The 24268-nt window shown below is 68.5% G+C and carries 23 protein-coding genes; 11 read left to right on the top strand and 12 right to left on the bottom strand.

The genetic code is table 11. From position 1 onward, the window contains the following. Positions 1–142: 142 nt before the first annotated feature. From O9344_RS12010 to O9344_RS11985, 6 genes are all read left to right on the top strand, one after another. Positions 143–994: an ABC transporter ATP-binding protein gene (locus tag O9344_RS12010; RefSeq protein WP_298477224.1), complete on the top strand. Its 852-nt coding sequence runs from the start codon at positions 143–145 to the stop codon at positions 992–994. Next, positions 994–1878, top strand: coding sequence for a branched-chain amino acid ABC transporter permease (locus O9344_RS12005; protein WP_298477221.1), 885 nt, complete (start codon positions 994–996; stop codon positions 1876–1878). Before O9344_RS12010 ends, O9344_RS12005 begins: the two co-directional genes overlap by 1 nt. A gap of 2 nt (positions 1879–1880) precedes the next feature. Continuing rightward, positions 1881–2924 (top strand): branched-chain amino acid ABC transporter permease, encoded by a 1044-nt coding sequence (locus O9344_RS12000; protein WP_298477219.1) that lies wholly within the window; start codon positions 1881–1883, stop codon positions 2922–2924. A gap of 55 nt (positions 2925–2979) precedes the next feature. Further along, on the top strand, positions 2980–4161 hold the full coding sequence (locus O9344_RS11995) for an ABC transporter substrate-binding protein (protein WP_298477188.1): 1182 nt from the start codon (positions 2980–2982) through the stop codon (positions 4159–4161). Positions 4162–4223: 62 nt separating this feature from the next. Further along, on the top strand, positions 4224–5024 hold the full coding sequence (locus O9344_RS11990) for an ABC transporter ATP-binding protein (protein WP_298477185.1): 801 nt from the start codon (positions 4224–4226) through the stop codon (positions 5022–5024). Next, positions 5021–6895 carry an AMP-binding protein gene (locus O9344_RS11985; RefSeq protein ID WP_298477182.1) on the top strand — a complete coding sequence of 625 codons (1875 nt, stop codon included), beginning with the start codon at positions 5021–5023 and terminating at the stop codon, positions 6893–6895. Before O9344_RS11990 ends, O9344_RS11985 begins: the two co-directional genes overlap by 4 nt. A 49-nt stretch (positions 6896–6944) precedes the next feature. Here the strand turns inward: O9344_RS11985 and O9344_RS11980 are convergent, their stop codons facing one another. Both O9344_RS11980 and O9344_RS11975 read right to left on the bottom strand, forming a co-directional pair. Next, positions 6945–8624: an acyl-CoA dehydrogenase family protein gene (locus O9344_RS11980; protein WP_298477178.1), complete on the bottom strand. Its 1680-nt coding sequence runs from the start codon at positions 8622–8624 to the stop codon at positions 6945–6947. A 109-nt stretch (positions 8625–8733) separates the two neighbouring features. Next, positions 8734–9612, bottom strand: coding sequence for a DMT family transporter (locus O9344_RS11975; RefSeq protein ID WP_298477175.1), 879 nt, complete (start codon positions 9610–9612; stop codon positions 8734–8736). A gap of 201 nt (positions 9613–9813) precedes the next feature. Between O9344_RS11975 and O9344_RS11970 the strand changes: the two genes are divergently transcribed. Then, positions 9814–11781, top strand: a complete 1968-nt coding sequence (locus O9344_RS11970; RefSeq protein WP_298477172.1) for a methyl-accepting chemotaxis protein — start codon at positions 9814–9816, stop codon at positions 11779–11781. Between the two features lie 78 nt (positions 11782–11859). On the opposite strand, the gene O9344_RS11965 is transcribed toward O9344_RS11970, so the two are convergent. Then, entirely contained in the window at positions 11860–12210 is a 351-nt protein-coding gene (locus O9344_RS11965) for a RidA family protein (RefSeq protein WP_298477169.1), read from the bottom strand. Positions 12211–12395: 185 nt separating this feature from the next. On the opposite strand from O9344_RS11965, the gene O9344_RS11960 reads away from it, so the two are divergent. Next, complete coding sequence (locus O9344_RS11960; RefSeq protein ID WP_298477166.1) at positions 12396–12812, top strand: TerB family tellurite resistance protein; 417 nt, start codon at positions 12396–12398, stop codon at positions 12810–12812. Between the two features lie 49 nt (positions 12813–12861). Here the strand turns inward: O9344_RS11960 and O9344_RS11955 are convergent, their stop codons facing one another. After that, positions 12862–13911, bottom strand: coding sequence for a patatin-like phospholipase family protein (locus O9344_RS11955; RefSeq protein WP_298477163.1), 1050 nt, complete (start codon positions 13909–13911; stop codon positions 12862–12864). Beyond that, on the bottom strand, positions 13908–14702 hold the full coding sequence (locus O9344_RS11950) for a 3-hydroxybutyrate dehydrogenase (protein WP_298477473.1): 795 nt from the start codon (positions 14700–14702) through the stop codon (positions 13908–13910). Before O9344_RS11950 ends, O9344_RS11955 begins: the two co-directional genes overlap by 4 nt. Before the next feature lie 128 nt (positions 14703–14830). Here O9344_RS11950 and O9344_RS11945 point away from each other — a divergent pair, with 128 nt between their 5' ends. Then, a complete protein-coding gene (locus O9344_RS11945; RefSeq protein WP_298477161.1) occupies positions 14831–15325 on the top strand; it encodes a transcriptional repressor in 495 nt (164 codons plus the stop codon). Positions 15326–15335: 10 nt separating this feature from the next. Here the strand turns inward: O9344_RS11945 and O9344_RS11940 are convergent, their stop codons facing one another. Beyond that, positions 15336–17429 (bottom strand): HAMP domain-containing methyl-accepting chemotaxis protein, encoded by a 2094-nt coding sequence (locus O9344_RS11940; protein ID WP_298477158.1) that lies wholly within the window; start codon positions 17427–17429, stop codon positions 15336–15338. 220 nt (positions 17430–17649) lie between these two features. Between O9344_RS11940 and ispG the strand changes: the two genes are divergently transcribed. Together ispG and O9344_RS11930 are read left to right on the top strand one after the other, a co-directional pair. Continuing rightward, entirely contained in the window at positions 17650–18900 is a 1251-nt protein-coding gene (gene ispG / locus O9344_RS11935; RefSeq protein ID WP_298477155.1) for a flavodoxin-dependent (E)-4-hydroxy-3-methylbut-2-enyl-diphosphate synthase, read from the top strand. A gap of 3 nt (positions 18901–18903) precedes the next feature. Beyond that, on the top strand, positions 18904–19761 hold the full coding sequence (locus O9344_RS11930) for an SDR family NAD(P)-dependent oxidoreductase (RefSeq protein WP_298477152.1): 858 nt from the start codon (positions 18904–18906) through the stop codon (positions 19759–19761). 6 nt (positions 19762–19767) lie between these two features. On the opposite strand, the gene O9344_RS11925 is transcribed toward O9344_RS11930, so the two are convergent. The 6 genes from O9344_RS11925 to O9344_RS11900 form a co-directional block, all read right to left on the bottom strand. Continuing rightward, positions 19768–20787: a zinc-dependent alcohol dehydrogenase family protein gene (locus O9344_RS11925; RefSeq protein ID WP_298477149.1), complete on the bottom strand. Its 1020-nt coding sequence runs from the start codon at positions 20785–20787 to the stop codon at positions 19768–19770. Positions 20788–20848: 61 nt separating this feature from the next. Then, the gene (locus tag O9344_RS11920; RefSeq protein ID WP_298477146.1) at positions 20849–21778 is read right to left on the bottom strand and encodes a hypothetical protein; all 930 of its coding nucleotides are present in this window, start codon (positions 21776–21778) and stop codon (positions 20849–20851) included. A gap of 74 nt (positions 21779–21852) precedes the next feature. Next, the gene (locus tag O9344_RS11915; protein WP_298477143.1) at positions 21853–22314 is read right to left on the bottom strand and encodes a DUF1178 family protein; all 462 of its coding nucleotides are present in this window, start codon (positions 22312–22314) and stop codon (positions 21853–21855) included. Beyond that, positions 22311–23147, bottom strand: coding sequence for a carbon-nitrogen hydrolase family protein (locus O9344_RS11910; protein ID WP_298477139.1), 837 nt, complete (start codon positions 23145–23147; stop codon positions 22311–22313). The genes O9344_RS11915 and O9344_RS11910 overlap by 4 nt, the downstream gene beginning before the upstream one ends. 11 nt (positions 23148–23158) lie before the next feature. After that, a complete protein-coding gene (grxC, locus tag O9344_RS11905; RefSeq protein WP_298477135.1) occupies positions 23159–23416 on the bottom strand; it encodes a glutaredoxin 3 in 258 nt (85 codons plus the stop codon). Positions 23417–23449: 33 nt separating this feature from the next. Beyond that, positions 23450–24262 carry a ComF family protein gene (locus O9344_RS11900; RefSeq protein ID WP_298477132.1) on the bottom strand — a complete coding sequence of 271 codons (813 nt, stop codon included), beginning with the start codon at positions 24260–24262 and terminating at the stop codon, positions 23450–23452. Between the last annotated feature and the right edge of the window lie 6 nt (positions 24263–24268).

Below are 24268 nucleotides of genomic sequence, written 5' to 3'. Positions count from 1 at the left end.
CTTTCCGTACGGATTTGCATTGACCTCGCCATACCCTCGGGTAGTTTTTGCGCCGCACGGACCGGTGACCGGCCGTGCGGGAACGCATCGGCGACCAAAGACGGCATCAAGCCGCGGGGAGCCTTCCAGGGAGGAGATGGCGGTGTCGCCATTGCATCCGGCCGCGCCTGTGCGGCCGCCAGCCGCGCGCCTCGATGTCGAGGACCTGTCGTTGCAGTTCGGCGGCGTGAAGGCGCTCGACGGCATCGAGCTGCATGTCGAGCCGGGCTCCATCACCGCCCTGATCGGACCGAACGGCGCCGGCAAGACCTCCGCGTTCAATTCGATCTCCGGCTTCTACAAGCCGAAGACCGGGCGCGTGCTGCTCGACGGGCAGGACATCACCGGCGTCCCCGCCCGCGACCGGGCCAAGCTCGGCCTTGCCCGCACGTTCCAGAACATCGCGCTGTTCCGCGGCATGACCGTGCTCGACAACATCAAGCTCGGCCGCCACGCGCACCTGACCACCGGCGTGTTCGACGCCTTCCTCTACTGGGGCAAGGCCCGGCGCGAGGAGATGGAGTTGCGCGCCGAGATCGAGCGCGACGTCATCGACTTCCTCGAGCTCGACCACATCCGCAACGTTCCCGTGGCGATCCTGCCCTACGGCCTGCAGAAGAAGGTCGAGCTTGCCCGGGCGCTGGCCATGCGCCCGCGCATCCTCATGCTCGACGAGCCGGTGGCCGGCATGAACCGCGAGGAGACCGAGGACATGGCCCGCGCCATCCTCGATGTGCGCGACGAATGGGGCGTCACCGTCCTCCTCGTCGAGCATGACATGGGCATGGTCATGGACATTTCCGACCACGTCTGCGTGCTGAATTTCGGCCGCCGCATCGCCGCCGGGACGCCAGCCGAGGTGCGCGCGAACCCCGACGTGATCAAGGCCTATCTCGGCGGCTCCGGTGATCCCCGCAATGGCACGGACGCAGCCCCCGTGAGCGAGGTGGCGTGATGGCGATCGAATTCATCGACATCGTCGAGACGAGCCTTGCCGGCCTTGGCACCGGCTCGCTCATGGCGCTCACCGGCGTCGCCTTCGTCATCATCTACAAGGCCACCAAGGTCATCAATCTCGCCATCGGCGAGATGCTGATGATCGGCGCCTTCGTCTTCTACGGTTTCTCGGCGGGCCTGGCGCTGCCCATATGGGCCTCGGTGCCGGCGACCCTCGTCGTCGCCGCACTGATCGGCGGCGTCATCGAGCGGACGATGATCCGCCCGCTGCTGAAGGACAATCCGGTCTCCGTCTTCATGGTGACGATCGGCCTGACCTCCGTGCTGATCGGTGTCGTGGAGCTGGTCTGGTCGGCCGAGCCGCGGCGGCTTCCCGAATTCCTGCCGCAGCAGCCGGTTCTTCTCGGCGATGCCTTCATCCCCTCGAAGACCGCCTATTCCTTCCTCATCGCCTCGGCGGTGATGGCGGTGCTCATCACCGTCTTCGCCTTCTGGCGCGGCGGCATCGCGCTGCGCGCCACGGCGACCGACCGCGCTGCGGCCTCGTCCGTCGGCATCGACGTGCCCGGCGTCTTCTCCTTCTCCTGGATGCTCGCCGCCACCGTCGCGGCGCTCGCCGGCATCCTCGTCGGCTCGGTCGGCGGCATTTCCTCGGCCATGGGCCTCTTCGGCCTGTCGGTCTTCGTGGTGGTGATCGTCGGCGGCCTCGACTCGATCCTCGGCGCGCTCATCGCCGGCCTGTTCATCGGCTGGCTGGAGGCCATGGTCGGCCGCTTCATGGGCGGCGAGTTCAAGCTGCTCGCCACCTTCTCCATCCTGCTCATCGTGCTGGTCGTCAGGCCCTATGGCCTGTTCGGCACGCATGAGATTGAAAGACTCTGATCATGCGCGTCGCGACCGCCAAGGAGAGCTACGCCGCCGACCAGGGTCTGTTCAAGACCGACACCCAGAAGGTCTGGTTCGGCCTGCTGCTGGCCGCCCTCGTGCTCTTCCCCCTGCACGGCTCGAACTACTGGATGTTCCTCGCCGTGCTGGTAATGATCAATGTCATCTCCACCACCGGCCTCAACATCCTCACCGGCTATACCGGCCAGGTGAGCCTCGGCCATGCCGCCTTCATGGCGGTCGGCGCCTACACCGTCGCCTTCTTCGACGGGCGCTTCGACACACCGGTCCTCCTGAACCTCGTCCTCGCCGGCGCGGTTGCCGCCTTCATCGGTTATCTCGTCGGCCTGCCCTCGCTGCGCATCAAGGGCCTCTACCTTGCCATCGCGACGCTGGCGGCCTCCGTCATCCTCGGCTTCATCTTCCTCAACTGGACGCCGGTGACCGGCGGCCTGCGCGGCCTCAACGTGCCGACCGCCACCATTGCCGGCATCGAGCTGGCGACGCCGGACCGGCTCTACTGGCTGGTCATGCCGATCACCGTCATCATGGTGCTGGCGGCGAAGAACCTCTTCCGCACCCGAGTCGGCCGCGCCTTCATCGCCATTCGCGACCGCGACATCTCCGCGGAAATCATCGGCATCTCGCTGCTCAAGTACAAGCTGACGAGCTTTGCCATCTCCTCCTTCTATGCGGGCGTGGCGGGGGGCCTGTGGGCCTATCTCTTCCGCGTCGTGACGCCGGAGAGCTTCCCCGCTCTCGCCTCCATCTTCTTCCTTGCCGCCGTCATCGTCGGCGGCGCCGGCACCATCATCGGCGGCATTTTCGGTGCCGTCTTCATGACGCTGATCCCCGAATTCCTGAAGCTCTCGGCCACTGCCCTGGTGCCGTGGTTCCCGGACGCCTCGATCTATCTCGCGCCGGTCCGGGCCATCATCTTCGGCCTGCTCATCATCGGCTTCCTCATCTTCGAACCCATGGGTCTCGCGGAGATGTGGCGCAGGACGCGCCGCTACTTCGCCCTGTGGCCGTTCAGGACGTGAGCCCAACCCACAAGAACCGCCACCAAGGCGGACGATAACCCCAGAGGAGACACCCATGACCCGTCTGTCCCGCCGTGCATTCCATCAGCTCGGCCTCGGCGCCGCGCTCGTCTCGACCGCCTCGGGCCGCGCCTTCGCCCAGGCCCCCGAGCTCGTCATCGGCGCCGCCAACCCCATGTCCGGCGTCTTCGCCTTCGCCGGCGTCGAGGGCTTCGAGGGTGGCCGCGACCACTTCGAGTTCGTCAACCGCGCCGGCGGCGTCGGCGGCCGTCGCATCCGCTACGTCAACGAGGATTCCGGCTACCGCGTCGACAACGCCGTCGCCATCTTCACCCGCATCACCTCGCAGCATCAGACGCCGGTCTTCTTCGGCGACTCCACCGGCTTCCAGAAGGCCATCAATCCCGAGCTGAACCGTCGCGGCTCGACCGTCATGGCCGGCGCCTCCTTCGCCTCGGAGATCGACAATCCCCAGGCCTTCCCGAACCAGTGGATCCCGGGCCCGAACTATTCCGACCAGTTCCGCGTGCTGCTGCGTTACATCGCCAGCCAGAAGAAGGGCGCGAGCGTTGTCTTCGTGCACTCGGACACCGAGTTCGGCCGTGACCCGATCGCCGCCGGCGAGGCCGAGGCCAGGCGCCTCGAGCTCAACGTGGTCGAGAAGATCGTCACCCAGCCGGGCTCGGTCGACGTCTCCGGCGACGTGCTGAAGATCCGTCGTCGCAATCCCGACTACGTCATCTTCCACGGCTACGTGCTGCAGCCGATCCCAGAGTTCATGGCCCAGGCCCGCCAGGCCGGCATGACCTCGCGCTTCATGGGCACGTTCTACTCCACCGACACCGTGCTGATGAACCGCGCCGGCGCCGCCGCCGACGGCTATATGGGCGTCTCCTGCTACAATTTCGACGCCAATGCCCAGGGCGCCCAGGTCGATGCCATCCGCGCCGCCAATGTCGGCAAGACCCGCACCCACGCCTATTACCAGGGCTGGATGAACGCCATGCTGGCGGTCGAGGTGCTGAGGCGCACCCTCGCCGCCAACGAGGAGCTCAACGCGGTCAACATGATGAAGCATGCCCGCGCGCTGAAGAACTACGACACCGGCGGCGTCGTCGGCGTGCCGATCTCCATGGTCGGCAACTCCTTCCCGCATGGCCGCGTCTACCAGTACTCGGCCGCCGACAAGGTGCTGAAGCCGGCCTCGGACTGGATCACCATCTCCGCCGGCGCCTGATCCGCATCCCGGGCGGCGGCCATGTCGCCGCCCGGCCCCTTCCCGCAATGCCAGAGAGAGCCATGGCTGCCACCGGCGACCTCATCCTCGAGGTGAACAACATCGAGGTGGTCTACAACAAGGCCATCCAGGCCCTGCGCGGCCTGTCGCTCGCCGTGCCGAAGGGCAAGATCGTCGCCCTGCTCGGCTCCAACGGCGCCGGCAAGTCGACCGTGCTCAAGGCGGTCTCGGCGCTGCTGCCCATGGAGAACGGCCTCGTCACCGAGGGCCGCATCACCTTCGACGGCGAGGCGGTCGAGCAGACCGCGCCGCACACGCTGGTGCGCCGCGGCCTGTTCCACGTCATGGAGGGGCGCCGCATCTTCGCCGACCTCACGGTGGAGGAGAACCTCACCGCGGCGACCTATGCGCTGACCGGCCGCGACATCGCGCCGGACTTCGACATCGTCTATCGCTACTTCCCGCGCCTCGCCGAGCGGCGCAAATCCATTGCCGGCTATCTGTCGGGCGGCGAGCAGCAGATGCTGGCCATCGGCCGAGCCCTCGTGGCCAAACCCCGCGTCATCCTCCTCGACGAGCCCTCGCTCGGCCTCGCGCCGCTGCTGGTGGAGGAGATCTTCGCCATCATTGCCCGCATCAATGCCGAGGAGGGCGTCTCCATGCTGCTCGTCGAGCAGAACGCCTCCGTGGCCCTCTCCATCGCCCATTACGGCTACATCATGGAGACCGGCCGCATCGTCATCGACGGGCCGACCGAGAAGCTGACCTCGGACCGCGACGTCCAGGAATTCTATCTCGGCCTGTCCCACAAGAGCTATCGCGACATCAAGCACTACAAGCGGCGCAAGAGGTGGCTGTCATGACCGCAACCGTCCTCAAGCTCGACATGGCGCGCGAGGCCGCTGGCTCGGCGGCCGCCGCCGATCCGGCCGCCGCCCTGCCGCCGCTCTCCGTCGTCGAGATGCTGAAGAAGCACGCGACCGAGCGCGGCTCCGACATCGCCATCCGCCAGAAGCGCTTCGGCATCTGGCAGCCCACCACCTTCGCCGAGTACTGGCAGCGCTCCTGCCACGTGGCGCTCGGCTTCCGCGAACTCGGCCTGGCGCGCGGCGGCCATGTCGGCGTCATCTCCGAGAACCGCATCGAATGGGTGCTCTCGCAGATGGGCGCCGGCGTCCTCGGCGCTGTGACGGTCGGCGTCTACCCGACGAGCCCGTCCAACGAGGTCGCCTATGTCCTCGACCATGCCGACTGCACCATCGTCGTCTGCGAGGACCAGGAGCAGATCGACAAGGTGGTGGAGGCCCGCGCCGATCTGCCGAAGATCGTGAAGATCATCGCGCTGGAGAACCGCGGCCTTGCCGGCTACGAGCCGGGCCTCGTCATGACCTTCGACGAGGTCGAGGCGCTGGGCCGCGCGGCCTATGAGAAGGAGCCCGGCGTCATCGAGACGCTGATGCGCGACCACAGCCTCTCCGATATTGCTCTGCTCATCTATACCTCTGGATCAACCGGCAAGCCGAAGGGGGCCATGCTCTCCTTCCGCAACATCCGCGCCGGCGCCAATGGCCTGATCGAGCGCTACGGCATCGGCGCCGGCTGGTCGACGCTGTCCTACCTGCCGCTCTGCCACGTCGCCGAGCAGGCGACGACCATTTTCGGCCCGCTCTATACCGGCAGCCAGGTGAATTTCGGCGAGTCCCTGCGCACCGTGCAGGAGGACTTGCGCGAGGTCGCCCCGACCAGCTTCCTCGGCGTGCCGCGCATCTGGGAGAAGATGCATTCCGGCATCCGCGTGAAGATGTACGAGGCGCGCCCGGTCCAGAAGTGGCTCTACAAGACCGCCTTCGGCCTCTGCGCCCCCTTCGCCGACAAGCCGCGCAGCCAGTGGTCGCTCGCCGAGCGGGTGAAGTTCGGCTTCGCCTATCTCACCGTCTTCCGCGCGCTCAACAATGCCATCGGCCTGACCCGCTGCCGCATCGCCTTCACCGGCGCCGCGCCGATCTCGCCGGAGGTGATCCGCTTCTTCCGCACCCTCGGCGTGCCGCTGGTGGAGATCTACGGCATGACCGAGACCTCCGGCGGCATTCTCGGCCAGAAGGTCGAGGACGTGGTGGTCGGCACGGTCGGCCAGCCGATGAACGGCACGCAGGTGCGCCTCGCCGAGGACGGCGAGATCATCGCCAAGGGCGCCGCCATCTTCGAGGGCTACTACAAGAACGAGGAGGCGACCCGCGCCACCATCGTCGACGGCTGGCTGCACACCGGCGACGTCGCCGAGATGAACGGTCCCCATTTCAAGATCGTCGACCGCAAGAAGGACATCATGATCACCGCCGGTGGCAAGAACCTGTCGCCGACCGAGATCGAGCACGCGGTGAAGATGAGCCCCTTCATCAAGGAATGCATCGTCTTCGGCGACCGCCAGAAATATGTCGCCGCCCTCATCCAGATCGACATGGACACGGTCGGAAAATGGGCGGAGATGAAGGGCATCGCCTTCACCAACTACAAGAACCTGTCGCAGGCCCCGCAGGTCGTGGCGCTGGTGCAGGAGGCGGTGGACAAGGCCAACGAGACGCTGGCGCAGGTCTCCAACATCCGCCGCTTCGAGATCCTCGACAAGGAACTCGACCACGACGACGGCGAGGTCACTGCCACGATGAAGGTGCGCCGCAAGGCCATCGAGGCGAAATACGCCGACGCCATCAAGCGGCTCTATTCGGGGGCGTGACGGCAAGCGCCTGACGCGGCCGGGCTTCCCCGGCCGCCGGTTGTTGCCGTCAGTTCCCGCCGTCGAGCAGCCGCCTGGCGATCACCTGCGCCTGGATCTCCGCCGCGCCCTCGAAGATGTTGAGGATGCGCGCGTCGCAGAGCACGCGGCTCACCGGATATTCCAGCGCGAAGCCGTTGCCGCCATGGATCTGCAGGGCATTGTCCGCCGCCGCCCAGGCGATGCGGGCGCCGAGGAGCTTCGCCATGCCGGCCTCGAGGTCGCAGCGGCGGTCGAGGTCCTTCTGGCGCGCCGAAAAGTAAGTGAGCTGGCGGGCGATCATCACCTCCACTGCCATCATCGCGATCTTGTCGGAGACGCGCGGGAAGGCGATCAGCGGCTTTCCGAACTGGATGCGCTCCTGGGCATAGCGCAATGCGAGGTCCATCGCGGCCTGCGCGACGCCGACGGCGCGGGCCGCCGTCTGGATGCGGGCGGCCTCGAAGGTCTGCATCAGCTGCTTGAAGCCCTGGCCCTCGACGCCGCCGAGCAGGTTATCGGCCTTCACCTCGAAGCCGTCGAAGGAGATCTCGTATTCCTTCATGCCGCGATAGCCGAGCACCTCGATCTCGCCGCCGGACATGCCCTCGGCCGGGAAGGGGGTCTCGTCCGTGCCGCGCGGCTTTTCCGCGAGGAACATGGACAGGCCCTTGTAGCCGGGCTCCTCCGGGTTGGTGCGCACCAGCAGCGTCATCACGTCGGCGCGCACGGGATGGGTGATCCAGGTCTTGTTGCCGGAGACCTTGTAGACATCGCCGTCGCGCACGGCGCGGGTCTTCAGCGAGGCGAGGTCCGAGCCGGTATTCGGCTCGGTGAAGACGGCGGTGGGCAGGATCTCGCCCGAGGCGATCTTCGGCAGCCAGTGGTCCTTCTGCGCCTGCGTACCGCCGGCGAGGATCAGCTCGCAGGCGATCTCCGAGCGGGTGCCGAGCGAGCCGACGCCGATATAGCCGCGCGACAGCTCCTCGGAGACGACGCACATGCTCTCCTTGCCGAGGCCCATGCCGCCATAGCTCTCAGGCAGCGTCAGGCCGAAGACGCCGAGCTCGGCGAGCTTGCCCACCACGTCGAGCGGGATATAGGCGTTCTCCAGATGCCATTCATGGGCATGGGGCAGCACCTCCGCCACCGAGAACTTGCGCATCTCGTCGCGGATCGCGACCAGGGTCTCGTCGAGCGCCGGGTCGCCGAAATGGCCGGAGGATTCCTGCTCCTGCACCAGCACGGCGAGGCGGGCGCGGTTCGCCGCCGTGTTGCCGGTGGCGATCAGCGTGTCGGCGGCCCCGGCGAAGCGGCGGGCGACATCGGCGACGGTGAGGCCGACATCGACGGGGCGCACCACCTCGCCCTGGTTCATCGGGATGCCGCCGAGGATCTGGCTCAGATACTCGCCAAGGCCGATTCGGACGATGAGGTCCTCGAGCTCCCCGAAAGTGCCGGCCTCGCTGAGGCGCTCCGCATAGGAGGCGAGCTGGCGCACGCTCTCCACATAGGTCGCCAGCCAGGCGAGGCCGTGGGTGGCGCGCTGCTCGCGCTCGATGGCGGCGTTGGAGATGCGGCCGTTCTCGGTCACCAGGGCGCGCACGGCGGCCGTCGCATCGGCCAGGACCGCATCCACCGCGACGACGGCGCCGCGGGCGAGGTCATGGATGTTGGCGGGCATGTCCTTCATGGCAAGCGCGGCGCTCATGGTGGCTCCCTCGATCGGTCTTGTGGTTGCTGCAACGCAAAATAACGCGCAAGCGCCGCGTGACAATCCGGCAAATGACCGGTGATCCGGGAAATAGGTCTATGACGCCTCAGCCCTGCCGCGTGGCCAGCCAGACGCCGGCCGCCGTCACTGCCATGCCGACGAGCTGCACGGTCGTCAGCGTCTCGCCGAAGAACAGATAGGCCATCAGCGCCGAGACCGCCGGCACGAGATAGATATAGGCGGTGGCGCGCGATACCTCGCCCCGCCGGATCAGGTAGAGGAAGAGGAAGATGCCGCCCACCGACAGGGCGAGCACCGACCAGGCCATGGTGAGGATGAGCGTCTGGTTCCACTCGGCCTCGACGCGGCCGAAGACGAGGAACAGCGGCAGCATGGTCAGCGCCGCGCCGACATATTGCCAGGTCGTCGTCGTCCGCATGTCGCCGCCGGAGACGAAGCGCTTCTGGTAGAAGGTGCCGGCCGTCACCGAGATCATGCCGAGGACATTGACCACCAGCGGCGTGACGATGGCCTCGAAGGTCTGCGGGCTGACCCCCACGAGCTTCGGGGTGAGCACCAGCACGATGCCGAGGAAGCCGAGCGCGACGCCCACCCCCTGACGCGCGGTGATCCGCTCGCCGAGGATGGCGGGGGCGAGCAGGGCGGTCATGACAGGCTGGAGGCCCGCCATGATGCCGGACACGCCCGACGGCACGCCATTGGCGACCGCCCACCACACCGCCGCGAGATAGAGCGCGTGCAGCAGCACGCCGGACATCATGGCGTGGCCGATCTCCTGTCGCGATCGTGGCCAGGGAGCGCTCATCACGACCGCGATGGCCGCGATCACCGCCGCCGCCATGGAGAAGCGCAGGAACAGGAACCACAGGGGATCGGCGAGCCGCGCCGAGAATCCGGCGACGATCCAGCCCGTGGACCAGGCGAGCACGAAGAGGAAGGGCACCGCCCGGACGGCGAGGGACATGGGCGTCTCGAATGCAGGGGCGCGGACCCTACGAGCACCGCCAGCGAAAGACAATCACCTGACGCTGGGGAAGAAGCCTATGGGGCAAGCCGCTGAAAACGTGCCGAAAAACAGAACGGCACCCACCCATGATAGGTCTTCCTTAACGGTTCAACCGCACACTGCCGCCGGCCCTAAGGGAGAAGCTTGACCATAGCAAGGATGCCGTCTCTGTCCATCCGTATGCGGATCGCGCTGCTGGCGCTCGTGCCGATTGCCGGCGTTTTCGCCGCCGGTGGCGCCGCCTGGTACGGCCAGAAGGCCGGCGCCCAGGCCTTCGAGGCCTATGAGGGCTTCTCCGGCCTTGCCACCGACGCCGCCAGGGTCCGCGCCGCCGTGCGCGACCTGCGTTTCGCCGCTGTCGACTATGCCGAGCGCTATACCGAGGCTGCCACGACCAACTTCTCCCGCGCCCGCATGGAAGCCATGCTCGCGCTCGGCGAGGCCCGCCGCAAGCCGCAGGCCGCCTCGCTTCAGGGCGAGATCGAGCAGTCGCTGAAGCAGCTCGGCGAGGCCGGCTCCGCCTTCGACCTCGTGCGCGTCACCATCGAGACCCTCGGCACCGACGACACCTCGGGCCTCACCGGCCGGATGAACGAGTCGGTGAAGATGCTGGAGGATCAGTCCCGCCGCGTCGCCCAGAACTTCGACGACGGCGCCGGCATCCTCGAGCAGGTGCTGCAGATGCGCCGCCACGAGAAGGATTTCATGCTGCGTGGCCTCGACAGCGACCTGGAGGCTTTCCGCCAGGCCCGCACCAAGTTCATCAACGAGGTCAACCGCTCGGTCGTCGCCCCGGCGACCAAGGCCGAGCTGCTCAAGGCCGGCGAGATCTACTGGCCGGCACTCGATTCCTATGTCGAGGGGTCGCGCACGGTCGAGCAGACCGTCAAGCAGCTCGACACGCTGCTGACCCGCCTCGACCAGACCACCAACGTGCTCGTCTCGGCCGCCGACGCCGGCAAGACGCGCGCCAATGACGCTCGCCTCGAGGCCCAGTCCGAGATGCAGATGCTGATGATCGGCATCATCGCCGCCGCGGTCGTCCTCTGCGGCATCATCGCCATGGTGCTCGGCCGCTCCATGACCCGCCAGCTCGGCGGCATCACCAGCGCCATGCGCCAGCTCGCCGGCGGTGACACCTCCGTCGTCGTGCCCTCCACCGAGGCGACCGACGAGCTCGGCGAGATGGCCCGCGCCGTCCTCGTCTTCCGTGACAATGCCATCGAGCGCGAGCGTCTCGCCGCCGAGCAGATCGCCGAGGTCGAGGCCCGCAACCGCCGCGCCACCACGGTCGACGGCCTGATCCGCGGTTTCGAGGATGCGGCGGAGAAGTCGCTCGGCGCGCTGCGCAGCGCCTCCGGCCAGCTCGACGGCGCCTCCGACCAGCTCGACACCACCTCCGGCGCCGTCACCAGCGAGGCCGTCACCGCCTCGGGCGCCATGGAACAGGCCGCCGCGTCGGTCTCCTCCGCCGCAGCCGCGGCCGAGGAACTCGCCGCCTCCATCGCCGAGATCGCCGGGCAGGCGGGCAAGTCGACCCAGGTCGCCGACACCGCCGTCGCCGAGGCCGAGCGCACCGCCCAGACCATGGGCTCGCTCGCCCAGGCCGCCAGCCGCATCGGCGAGGTGGTGAACCTCATCCAGGCCATTGCCGGCCAGACCAACCTCTTGGCGCTCAACGCCACCATCGAGGCGGCGCGCGCCGGCGAGGCCGGCAAGGGCTTCGCGGTCGTCGCCTCCGAGGTGAAGAGCCTCGCCAGCCAGACGGCCAAGGCGACCGAGGAAATCGCCAGCCAGATCGGCGCCATCCAGATGGCCTCGGGCGATGCGGTCGACGCCATCGAGAAGGTCAATCAGGTGATCGGTGAGATGCGCGGCATCGCCGCCTCCGTCGCCGCCGCGGTCGAGGAGCAGAACGCCGCCGTTGCCACCATCGCCGAAGCGGTCAACCGCGCCTCCGACGAGACGCGCGGCGGTGCCGAGGCCATGGGCCGCGTCGGCGGCACGGCGCAGTCCGCCCAGGCCACGGCCGAGGACGTGCGCACGCTCTCCGGCCGTCTTGGCGAGGAAGCCCAGGCGCTGGATCTCGAGATCCGCTCCTTCCTCGAAGGCGTCCGCGCCGCCTGATCCAGGTATCTCCCCACAAGCAAAACGGCCGGGGCGAGCCCCGGCCGTTTGTCGTTCAGGCGCCCGGAAGCGCGGTCGTCACTTCGCGGCGACGACCATGATCTCGACGGTGTACTGCGGCGCGGCGAGCTTCGCCTCGACCGTGGCGCGGGCCGGGGTGTGACCGGCGACGACCCAGCCGTCCCAGACGGCGTTCATCTCGGCGAAGGTCGACATGTCGGTCAGCCAGATGTTGGCCGAGAGCAGGTTCTGCTTGGAGGTGCCGCATTCCGCGAGGAGCGCGTCGATGGTCTCGAGGATCTCCTTGGTCTGCTCGGTGACCGACTTGCCGGCCGCCTTGTGCGCCACCTGGCCGGCCAGATAGACGGTGTTGCCGTGGACGACGGCGCCGCTCATGCGCGGACCGACCTGCTTGCGCTCGATGGCCATGGGTCTTCTCTCCTTGGGAAACTGCCGGGATGCAGAGCGCGTCTCCTAGCGCGCGGCGGGCTTGCCGCCAACCCGTCCCGTCGCCGCGGCGCCATGCGCGGCCGGATCTTGCCGCCGCGACGACACGCCGGCCTTGCCACCACGACCGACAACCGGCGATGATCGACCGAGCCACCGGACACTCCATGCTCGACCGCTTCTTCGCCATGCTCGCCGACCTCTCGGAGCCCGCCCACGCGCGCTTCGGCGAGGACGACTATCGCCTCGCCGCGGCGGTGCTCCTCGTCCATGTCATGGCGGTCGACGGCCGTATCGCCCCGGCCGAGCGCGACCGGCTGCGCACGGTCCTCGCCGCCGGCTTCGACCTCACCGGCCCTGACACCGACCGGCTCATCGAGAGCGCCATGGACCATGAGGCCGCCGGCGGCAACTGGACGGCCCAGGCCGAACATCTCGCCAATCGGCTGGACGAGCAGGGCCGCCGTCGCATCGTCGACATGATGTGGAGCGTGGTGCTGGCCGACGGCTCGGCCGCCGAGCTGGAGGAGGCGGTGGTGGAGCGCGCGGCTGCGCTGATGGGTGTCGATCCGAACCGGCCCTGAAACATCAGGGACGGCTTTGCCCGAGAAAACTCCTCCGGCCCTCGGGCTCCTAGGACGCCCATTCCGCGGCGATCTCGGCCTCCAGGTCCACCGTTGACTGCACGCCGATCTTGTCGAACTTGGTCCTGAGGAACTTCCGCGCTGCCTTCTTGCCCGCCTCGTGCAGGCTCAGCAGGAAATCGTAGTCGGTCACCACCTTGGACCCGGCCGTCAGGCCCTCCAGCGCCTCCGACAGCGCGATGCGGTGGAGGTGGATGCGCTTGTAGGCGCCTTGCCTGCGGCCGCGCGGCAGGCGCCCCTCGTCCACCAGCCGGGCGACGAAGGCCGCCGCGCGGAATTCGGCCTGGAGCGAGGAGTTGAAGGTGATCTCGTTGATGCGGTTCATGATGTCCCGCGACGAGGTCGGCGTTTCCTGGCGCAGGATCGGATTGATCTGCACGAGGAGGATGTCCTCGGTCTCGGTGGTCCGGTAGAGCGGAAACAGCGGCGGATTGCCCATATAGCCGCCGTCCCAGAACGGCGTGCCGTCGATCTCCACCGCCTTGAACAGCATGGGCAGGCAGGCAGACGCCATCACCGCCCGGCAGGTGATCGTCTCGCGCCGGAAGATGGTGAGCTTTCCCGTGCGCACATTGGTCGCCGAGATGAACACCTTGATGCCGTCGAAGGCGGCGAGCCGGTCGAAATCGACGAAGGACCGGATGAGGTCCTCCAGCGGATTGATGTCGAAGGGATTGAGGTCATAGGGCGAGAAATAGCGCTGCACCTGGTCGACCCAGCTCTGCATCAGCGAGCCCTCGAAGGGCATGACCGAGAACAGCCGGTCCAGCGCGCGGCGTTGCAGCGCCGGCATGGAGCCATCGAGCGAGGCCGCCTTCCAGAACCGCGACAGCCGCTCCCGCGCCGCCTTGGGGCCGCCCTCGGCGAGGCCATCGGCGAGGAGCACGGCATTCACCGCCCCCGCCGAGGCGCCGGTGACGCCCTCGATCTCCAGCCGCCCGTCGCGCAGGATCTCGTCCAGCACGCCCCAGGTGAAGGCGCCGTGGGCGCCGCCCCCCTGGAGCGCGAGCGAGACGCGCTTCGTCGCCGTCTCGCTCATGCGGCGGTCCAGCCGCCGTCGATGACATTGTTGGCGCCGGTGATGTTCTTGGCGGCATCCGAGCACAGCCACAGTGCCAGCGCCGCGACCTCCTCGACCTGCACGAACTGCTTGGTCGGCTGCGCCGCCAGCAGCACGTCGTTCATGACCTGCTCCTTGGTCATGTTGCGCGCCTTCATCGTGTCGGGGATCTGCTTCTCGACCAGCGGCGTCCAGACATAGCCGGGCGAGATGCAATTGGCGGTGATGCCGAAGGTCGCAAGCTCCAGCGCGATGGTCTTGGTGAAGCCGAGCAGGCCGTGCTTCGCCGCCACATAGGCCGACTTGAACGGTGAGGCGACCAGCGAATGGGCCGAGGCGATGTTGACGATGCGCCCGTGCTTGCGCGCCTTCATGCCCGGCACCACCGCCTTGGTCAGGTGGAACGAGGCGGTGAGGTTGATGGCGAGGATGGCGTCCCACTTCTCCGTGGGGAAATCCTCCACCGGCGAGACATGCTGGATGCCGGCATTGGAGACGACGATGTCGACCTTGCCGAATTTGGCTTCGGCCTCGCGCACCATGCCGGTGATCTCGTCGGGCTTCATCATGTTGGCGGGGGAGAAGAGGATGGTGCGGCCGGTCGCGGCGGCAAGCTTCGCGCGCGTCGCCTCGATCTCGGCGGCGTCGCCGAGGCCGTTCAGCATGACGTCCACGCCCTCCTTGGCCAGCGCGGTCGCGATGGCAAGGCCGATGCCGCTGGTCGATCCGGTGACGATCGCGCTCTTTCCCGAAAGGCTCATGATACCCATCTCCTCGATGCTGCGGGCCCCCATCAGTGGCGCGCCCTCCTTCGCAATGCAACACGAACGCGGCGGTTTGGGGGGAGGTGCCGACGCGTGATAGAGTAACGGTTCAGGTTTTTGTGAAGACGCTGCGGATGCTGAAGACGCGACACCACCACGACCACGACCACGCCTGCGAGCACGGCCACCCGCCGGTCGACGTGCTGACAGTGGCCGAGGCGCGCTGCGCCGAGCGCAAGCTGAAGCTCACCCCGATCCGCCGCGAGGTGCTCTCGCATCTGGCGGCCTCGCCCGCGCCGATGGGCGCCTATGACCTCATCGAGAAGATGCACCGCTCCTCCGGCCGCCGCCCGGCGCCGATCAGCGTCTATCGCGTCCTCGACTTCCTGCTGGAGGCGGGGCTCGCCCACCGCATCGAGAGCCGCAACGCCTATATCGCCTGCGCCCATCGCCATGAGGGGCCGGATCTCGTGGTCTTCATGATCTGCGATGCCTGCGGCTGCGTCGCCGAGGCCTCCGGCGCGCCGGTGGAGAAGGACCTGTCAGCCATCGCCGCCACGGCGGGCTTCACGCCGGCAAGCCGCGTCGTCGAGATGTTCGGCCGCTGCGCCCATTGCGGGCCGGCCTGAGGCCGCCGGATCAGGCGGCCTTCAGCGCCTCGACGAAGGAGGAGACCTCCGCCTGAAGCGTGCCGGCGCTGGCGGACAGGTCGCCGGCAAGGGCGCTGAGCCCCTCGGCCGAGCGCCCCGTCGCCTCGGCCGCCTCCGCGACGCCGCCGATCGTGCCGGTGACGCCGGCCGCAGCCCCCGCCGCGCGCTGGCAATTGTCGGCGATCTCGCTCGTGGCCGACCCCTGCTCCTCCACCGCACCGGCGACCGCCGCGGTGATCTCGCGGATCTGGCCGATGGTGCGGGCGATGGCGTCGATGGAATCCACCGTCTCGGCCGTCGCGCCCTGGATCTCCGCCACCTTGGTGGCGATGTCCTCGGTGGCGCGCGCCGTCTGGGCGGCGAGGCTCTTGACCTCCTGCGCGACGATGGCGAAGCCGCGGCCGGACTCGCCTGCCCGCGCCGCCTCGATCGTGGCGTTGAGCGCGAGGAGGTTGGTCTGGTCGGCGATGGCCTTGATCAGGTTGATGACGTCGCCGATCTTGTCGGCCGCTTCCGCGAGATGACGGATCTGCCCCTCGGTGACGCGGGCGTCCTCCACCGCCTTCTCGGCGCTCTCGGACGATTTCACCACCTGCGCGTTGATTTCCCGCACCGAGGCCGCGAGCTCCTCGGTCGAGGCGGCGACCGTCTGCACATTGGCAGCGGCGCTGTCGGCGGCTTCCGCCACCTCGCCGGCCTGGCGGGTCGTTTCCCCGGCCGTGGTCGAGAGGTCGCGCGCCGCGTCCTCGACCCGCGCCGAGGAGGCGGTGAAGGTTTCGGCCAGTGCGCTCATCCGGGCGACGAAATCCTCGGCGATGGCGTTGCGGCGGGCGAGGCGCTCGGCCTCCAAGGCACGCGCCGCGTCCTGCGTGGCGCGCGCCTCCTCAGCGGCGGCCATCGTGTCGCGGAACACCTCCATGGCGCTCGCCATGGCGCCCACTTCGTCGCCGCGCCCCGTGCCGGGAACCACCACGCCGAGGCGGCCTGCGGCGAGGTCCTGCATGGCGGTGGTCATCCCGGCGATCGGCTTGACGATCATCCGGGCGAGCAGGAGAGCGATGGCAAGGCCTGCGGCCAGCGACAGTCCGGCGGCAACGGCCAGGAGCAGGGCGAGCCTGTTGGCGGAATCAGCGGCCGACCGCGCATCGGTGTTGAGCAGGTCGATCTGGGCATGGATCAGTCCGCCTGAACGGATGCCGTTTGCGCCCGCCGGTCCCTCGAGCGCGACAAGGATCCTGTCCGCGAGCGGCATTACCTCGCTGCGCATGAGCGCGAGGGGCGCGTTCCAGCCCTGGTCGCCACGCAGTTCGATCGCGTCATTGGCACCGTCGCGGATCGCTGACATCGAGGCGCGGACCTTGTCGAGCGCGGACATCTGCGCCGAGGTCAGTGTCCCGCCGAAGATGCCGAGATCGGTGATTCTGGACTGGGCGCGGGCCCAGGATTGCTCGTACTGGGCCTTTTCGGCCTCGCGGCCGGAATGGACATAGCTGCCGAGGTCGCGCACCGCGGACAGTGTCCTGGCCTGCAGTGTGACCACGATCGACATGACCTGCTCGGAAGCCTCGGCCCCCTTGTCGATCTCATGCGAGACCAGGGTCGTCAGTGCCTCCTCCAGCATTTGGAGGCGCGGGACCACGTCACGCTCATAGGCCGCAAGTGCCGGAAAATGCTCGTCGGTGCCGATGATGTTCATCAGGCGGCGTTGCGAGGCCCTCATCTCGTCGAAGGAGGGACGGATGGACTGCCACCGCGCGCGGTCCTCCGCCGAGGCGAAGCCCGTCGCGAACCGGTCCATCTGGTCGCGGGCCTGAGACAGTTCCGTCCAGGTCTGCTCCCAGATCGAAAGGTTCTGCGGCTTGGCGTCGATGACCTGTTCGGCGACGACGATGCGGGCCTGGTTGACCATCGCCACCATGCGGGCGCCAAGCAGCGCGACGGGTGATCTCTGATGCGCCACGGCTTCGAGCCGCGAGGCGATGTCCTGGGCCATCCAGACCGACACCGCCGCCGAGACCGCGGAGATGGCGATAAGTCCGGCGAAGCCCGCGACCAGCTTGCCGCGGAGACTGAGGGCGCGCATGTGGATCCCCAAGGTTAACGCGTGAAAACCACATCAGCTTCGCGTTGATCATTCGTTAAAATGTGCCATCTCCGGTCTGATTTGGCTGTTCAGATCCATGCTTTTTGGGGCTGGCTGGCTGCCCTGTCCGCCACGTGCCATGCGGGCGTCGCAACGCTATGCTGGCGTCGTCCGCCCGGCCGGTTTATGTGCTGGAGACACGAGACGGAGAGATCGCGCGATGATCGCAGCGTTTGGCGTCAAGCAGCGGCATTCCACCATCGGGGTCGATGTCGGAGGTGTTCGGGTTGGCGGCGGCGCACCGATCGTCGTCCAGTCCATGACCAACACCGACACGGCCGATATCGACGGCACGGTGCGGCAGGTGGCGGCGCTCGCCCGCGCCGGCTCGGAACTGGTGCGCATCACCGTCGACCGTGACGAGAGCGCCGCGGCCGTGCCGCATATCCGCGACAAGCTCGCCCGCATGGGCGTCACCGTGCCCCTCGTCGGCGACTTCCACTATATCGGCCACAAGCTGCTCTCCGACCATCCGGCCTGCGCCGAGGCGCTCGACAAGTACCGGATCAATCCCGGCAATGTCGGCTTCAAGGACAAGAAGGACCGGCAATTCTCGATGATCGTCGAGAAGGCGATCGAGCACGGCAAGGCCGTGCGCATCGGCGCCAACTGGGGCTCGCTCGACCAGGAGCTGCTCACCCACCTGATGGACGAGAATGCCAGGAGCGCGAACCCGCTCGACGCCCGCGCCGTCATGCACGAGGCCATGGTGCAGTCCTGCCTGCTCTCGGCCGAACGCGCCGTGGAGATCGGCCTGCCGCAGGACCGCATCATCCTCTCGGCGAAAGTCTCGGCGGTGCAGGACCTCATCGCCGTCTACCGGATGCTCGCCTCGCGCTCGACCTATGCGCTGCATCTCGGCCTCACCGAGGCCGGCATGGGCTCGAAGGGCATCGTCGCCTCCGCCGCCGCCCTCGGCGTCGTGCTGCAGGACGGCATCGGCGACACGATCCGCGTCTCGCTGACGCCCGAGCCGAACGGCGACCGCACGCTGGAGGTCAAGGTCGCGCAGGAGATCCTGCAGACCATGGGCATCCGCACCTTCGTGCCGCTGGTGGCTGCCTGCCCGGGCTGCGGCCGCACCACCTCGACGCTGTTCCAGGAGCTCGCCCAGGACATCCAGGGCTTCATCCACCAGTCCATGCCGGAGTGGAAGACGCGCTATCCCGGCGTCGAGGTGCTGAACGTCGCGGTGATGGGCTGCGTCGTCAACGGCCCCGGCGAGTCGAAACATGCCGATATCGGCATCTCGCTCCCCGGCACCGGCGAGAACCCGGCCGCCCCCGTCTTCGTCGACGGCGTCAAGGTCACCACCCTGCGCGGGCCGACGGTCGCCGCCGACTTCAAGGCCATGGTCATCGATTATATCGAGAAGCGCTTCGGCGTCGGCGGCCAGCGGGCGGCGGAATAGGCCATGCGCACCTGCGTCGTCACCGGCGTCTCGACCGGCATCGGCGAGGCCATCGCCACCGACCTCGTGCGCCGCGGCTGGCGCGTCTTCGGCACGGTGCGCCGCATGGACGATGCCGAGCGGCTCGACGCGGCGCTCGGCCCCGCCTTCACGCCGCTCATCGCCGACGTCACCGATCCCGACAGCCTGTCGCGCGCCGCGACGACGGTCGCCGGCCTGCTCGATGGCAAGCCGCTCGCCGGCCTCGTCTGCAATGCCGGCATCTCGCTCCCCGGGCCCCTCCTGCACCAGCCGCTGGACGAGCTTGACCGGCAGTGGAAGGTCAATGTCCTCGGCCAGATCGCCACCGTCCAGGCCTTCGGCACGCTGCTCGGCGCCGAGGAGGGGTTCAAGGGCACACCCGGCCGCATCGTCATGATGTCCTCGGTCTCGGGCAAGCTCTCCTGGCCCTTCGTCGGCGGCTATTCGGCCTCCAAACACGCGCTGGAAGCGACGAGCCACGCGCTGCGCCGCGAGCTCATGCCCTTCGGCGTCGACGTCGTCATCGTCGGCCCCGGCCCCATCGCCACGCCCATCTGGGAGAAGTCGGCCGGTGCGGTGGAGAAGGCGCGCTACCAGGCGACCTTCTACGGCCCGCTCATCGACCGCTTCGAGGCCGAGGTGCTCGGCCGGGCGAAGCATGCCCTGCCGCCCGAGGCCGTGGCCGAGGTCGTCCACACGGCGCTGACGGCCGACAAGCCCAAGGTGCGCTACACCATCACCCCGGCGCCCCTGATGAACTGGATCCTGCCGCTGATCCTGCCGGCACGCTGGCTGGACAGGATCGCGGCGAAACGGCTCGGGCTGACGCGCCGGCCCTGATCCGCCTCAGGCGACGCCGAGGCTGCGCCCGGCTGCCGTTACCATCAGCACCTTGCCGTCGCGCCCGCCATCGCCGGCGAGCTGCATGGCGCGCGTCGCCTCCTCCATCGGCACCACGGCCGAGACCGGCGTCGTCAGCGTGCCATCGGCCATGCCGCGGGCGATCCGCCCATAGGTCTCGGCGATGCGGGCGCGGCCCGCCTCCTGGAACCAGTGGATGAGCCAGAAGCCCTTGAGGCTGATCTTGCGGAAGATGAGGTGCTGGGCGTCGATGCGGCAGGCTTCCCCCGAGAGCAGGCCGTAGTTCACCACCGTGCCGCCATCGCCGAGCGCCCCGGCCATGACACCGGTCGCCGCGCCGCCGATGGCGTCGATGGCGAGCTTCACCGGCGCGCCGCCGGTCGCCTCCATGACCTTCTTGCGGAAGGCGCGGGGATCGTCGAGCGCATCGGCGAGGACCGCCGTGCCGCCCGCCGCCTTGACGCCGGCCACCGCGCTCTCGCGGCGCACGACATTGAGCGTGTGGATGCCGCGCTGGGCCGCGAGCTTGACGAGGAAGGTGCCGACGGCGGAATTGGCGGCGTTCTGCATCAGCCAGTCACCGGGCTGGAGCGCCACCTGGTCGGAGAGCAGCGCCTCGGCGGTGGCCGGATTGCCCTTCAACATCGCCGCCTGTTTCAGGTCGATATCGGCCGGCAGTTTCATGACGAGCGCTGCCTTCAGCGTCACCCGCTCCAGCCAGCAATTGAGGATCATCGGCGAGACGATGTCGCCGACGGCAAGCCCGCTGACACCCTCGCCCACCGCCGCGATGCGGCCGACCGCCTCGCCGCCGGGGATGAAGGGAAGCGGCGGCCGCGAGGTGCCGTAGAGGCCCTGGATCTGCAGGAGGTCGGAGGGGTTGATGTTGAGCACCAGCATCTCCACCGTCACCTCGCCCGCGCCCGGCGCCGCCGGCTCCGGCTGGTCGACAAGGCGGATGGTGGTGGCGGGATCGCCGAACCCCTCGATCACGATGGCCTTCATGCTGTCCTCCCGCCCGTCAGGGCTTCTTGTCGTTGGATCGGCGTTCCCGTCGCTGGATGGCTCAGTCGGCGAAGCCGATGAAGCGATAATCCGGCGACGAGGTGTTGTGGCGGCTCGGCACGGCGCGGGTCAGCTTCATCTCGATGCCCTCGCCGCCGCGGAAGTCCATCACAGGAGCTTCCTGCCAGCGGTTGGCGCCGGCCGCGCGCCACTCGACGCGGGCGCCGTCGGCATTGGTCTCGGTGACATACATGGAGCGGAGCCCTGCGAAGGGGCCGTTCGCCACCGGCCGGTCCATCGTGACGTCGAGGGCGACGCGGGTGCGGTCGATCTCCGCGACCTTCACCGTGGCGCTGCCGCCGGCGCGGAAGGTGAGGGTGAAGGTCATGGTCGCCGGGTCGAAGCGGATGGCCGAGAGGTTCACCACCGGCCGCTGCATGACCTCGATCGGGCCGATCAGCGCCGAGGTGCCATAGACGATGTCGGGAAGATGGGCCGGCGGGCGCGGCTTGATGCGCCAGTAGCCGTCCACCGGATACATGACGAGGAACTCGTAAGGGGCGGCCGTGCCGTCCTTCACGAAGAGCTGGAACAGGTGGAAGCCGCTCTCGGTGCGGTTACCCACCGTCACCGGCACCTGCTCCGGCCGCCAGAACTTGTCGAAGGTGATGCCGACGACCTTCAGCCTCTCGTCCTCGTGCATCACCACATTGCGCGGCGTGAAGCGGAAATCCGCCTTGTCGGTGATGGTGCAGTCGGTGAAGTCGGGGGCCGTCGTATCCTGCACGATGGTGCCGATGACCGCCGGGTGGTTGGCCTCGATGCGGAAGCGGCGAACATTGGGCGCAGAGAGGCGCAGGTCGACATTGTCCTCCTCGGCGCAGAGCGTCGCCACGCTCTCATTGGCGATCCGGGCGCTGAGCGGCGCGGCATGGCCCGGAGCGGCCAGGGCGACAAGGACGGCGAACGCGGACAGGACGGGGCGGACCATGGGCATCTCCTCGGAGCTACCGCCCTAGCAGGCCGGCGCGCCCGCGGCAAAGCCCGCGCGACGCCGCAGCCGCGTCAGTTGCGCTCGTCGGGCAGGACCGGGAGCGCGTGGAAGGCGATGCCCTCTTCCGCCAGCTCCTTCGCCTCGTCCGGCGTCGCCTGGCCGTAGATCGAGCGGAATTCCGTCTCGCCGTAATGGATCTTGCGGGCTTCCTCGGCGAAGCGGTCGCCGACGGGGTCGGCGGTCTTCATCAGCTCCTCGCGCAACTCGCGGATCCGGGCGCGCAGCTCCTTCTCGGCGGGGGAGACCATGGCGACCTGCTCAGGTCCCGCCGCCTCGTTCGCCACGGGCGCGGCCTCGGCCGCACGGTCCTTGCGGGCGACCTGCGGCGCCATCAGCGCCTTCTCGACCTTCGAGGACCCGCAGATCGGACAGGCGACGAGGCCGCGGGCATGCTGCGTCTCGTAGCTGTCGGAGGAGGGGAACCAGCTCTCGAAGGCATGGGCCTGATAGCAGGCGAGGGCATATTTGATCATGGGACGTCTGCGACGCGGAAGACGCGGCCATTGGCGAGCGAGGGGATGCGGCCGCGGGTGTCGCCGACCTTCGCCGGATCGATCTCGGCGAGGATCACCGCCGGCTCGTCGTGATCGGCCTCGGCGAGGATGCGGCCCCAGGGATCGACGATGAGGCTGTGGCCATAGGTGGAGCGGCCGCAGGCATGCTGTCCACCCTGCGCCGCCGCGATGACGAAGGCGCCGTTCTCGATGGCCCGCGCCCGCATCAGCACGTGCCAGTGCGCCTCGCCGGTCGGCACGGTGAAGGAGGAGGGGATCGCCATGATCCCCGCGCCCTGCTCGGCCAGCGTCCGGTAGAGATTGGGAAAGCGCAGGTCGTAGCAGATGGTGACGCCGAGCCGGGCCCAGGGCAGGTCGGCCATGACGGCGACGTCGCCCGGCGCATAGGCCGCCGATTCCCGGTAGGTCTGGCCGTTCGGCAGATCCACGTCGAACATGTGGATCTTGTCATAGGCCGCCACCACCTCGCCGTCGGGCGAGATGACATAGCCGCGGTTGGCCGCCTGCTTCTCGCCGATCTTGATCGCCAGCGAGCCGATATGCAGCCAGATGCCGAGCTGCATGGCCTCGGACTGGAACAGCGGGATGGACGTATCCTGGTCCTCCGTCCGGATGGCCTCGAAGAACTTGGGCCGCTCCGGCTGGAGGATGTTGGTCATTTCCGGCGTCTGGACGTACTGCGCCCCGGACCGCGCCGCCTCGCGGATCAGGCTGATGGCCTGGTCGACGCTCGGCTTGATCGCGATATCCGCGCGCATCTGCACGCAGGCCGCCGTGAAGCTCCCGCTCATCCCGGTATCCGTCATGAAGCGAGCAGCGGATCGAGCTTGCCGGCCTCATCGAGGGCATGGATGTCGTCGCAGCCGCCGACATGCTGCCCGGCGATGAAGATCTGCGGCACGGTGGTGCGCCCGCCGGCCTTGGCGATCATCTCCGGACGCCGGTCCGGATGCTTCTGGATATCGATCTCGGTGAAGGCCGCGCCCTTTTTGTGCAGCAGCGCCTTCGCCGCGTGGCAATAGGGGCAGAAGTCCTTGGTGTAGACGACGATCTCGGGCATCGCGAAGTCCGTGGGAGTGGTGTCACCTGACCGTCAGATATGGACCGCGAAAGGCCCCTCCACAACCCTTGCCGCGGTGACCACGTCGATCCGCGCCGCCCCCGCCCGCCGCAGCACCCGGCAGCAGGCCTCGAGCGTCGCCCCCGTCGTCAGCACGTCGTCCACCAGCACCAGCCTCTTGCCGCGGATCCAGCCCTTGCGGTCCTCCGCCACGCGGAAGGCGCCGGTGACATTGTCGAGCCGCTGCGCCCGCGTCAGGCCCACCTGATGGCGGGTGCGCTTCACCCGCCGCATCAGCAGCGGCTCGTTGGCGATGCCGGTCAGCTCAGAGAGGTGCCGCGTCAGCTCCGCCGCCTGGTTGAAGCGGCGCGCGAGCAGCCGCGTCCAGTGCAGCGGCACCGGCACTAGTGCGTCGGCGTCTTTAAGGAGGTCCCGCCCCGCCCGTGCCATCCAGGCGGCGAGGGCCCGGGCGACATCCAGCCGGTCGCCATATTTCAGCGCGTGGATGAGCGTCCGGCCCGTCGCGTCGAAGCGGAAGGCGGCGCGCGCCCGGTCGAAGGCCGGCGGGGTCGCAATGGCCTGCGGCGACAGCGCGCCGGGGCCGAGGTCGAAGGCGAGCGGCGTGCCGAGGCGCTCGCAGACCGGCGCGGTGATGAAGGCGACCCCGCGCCAGCAGGTGGGGCAGAGCGCGTGATGGCTGCCAACGGGGTGGCGGCAGGCAAGGCAGAGCGGCGGCAGCAGCCAGTCGAGGCCGCGCGCCGCCCCTGTCCCGAGGCGCTGGCGCAACCTGGTCCTGACCGGAGGCTCGAAGATCTCGCCGTCGCCATCCATGCCGGATCGTGACATGCGCCA

It is taken from the genome of Phreatobacter sp. (genome assembly GCF_027532945.1).
In the GTDB taxonomy this organism is placed as follows: domain Bacteria; phylum Pseudomonadota; class Alphaproteobacteria; order Rhizobiales; family Phreatobacteraceae; genus Phreatobacter.
This window is presented reverse-complemented; position numbering and strand designations above follow the sequence as displayed.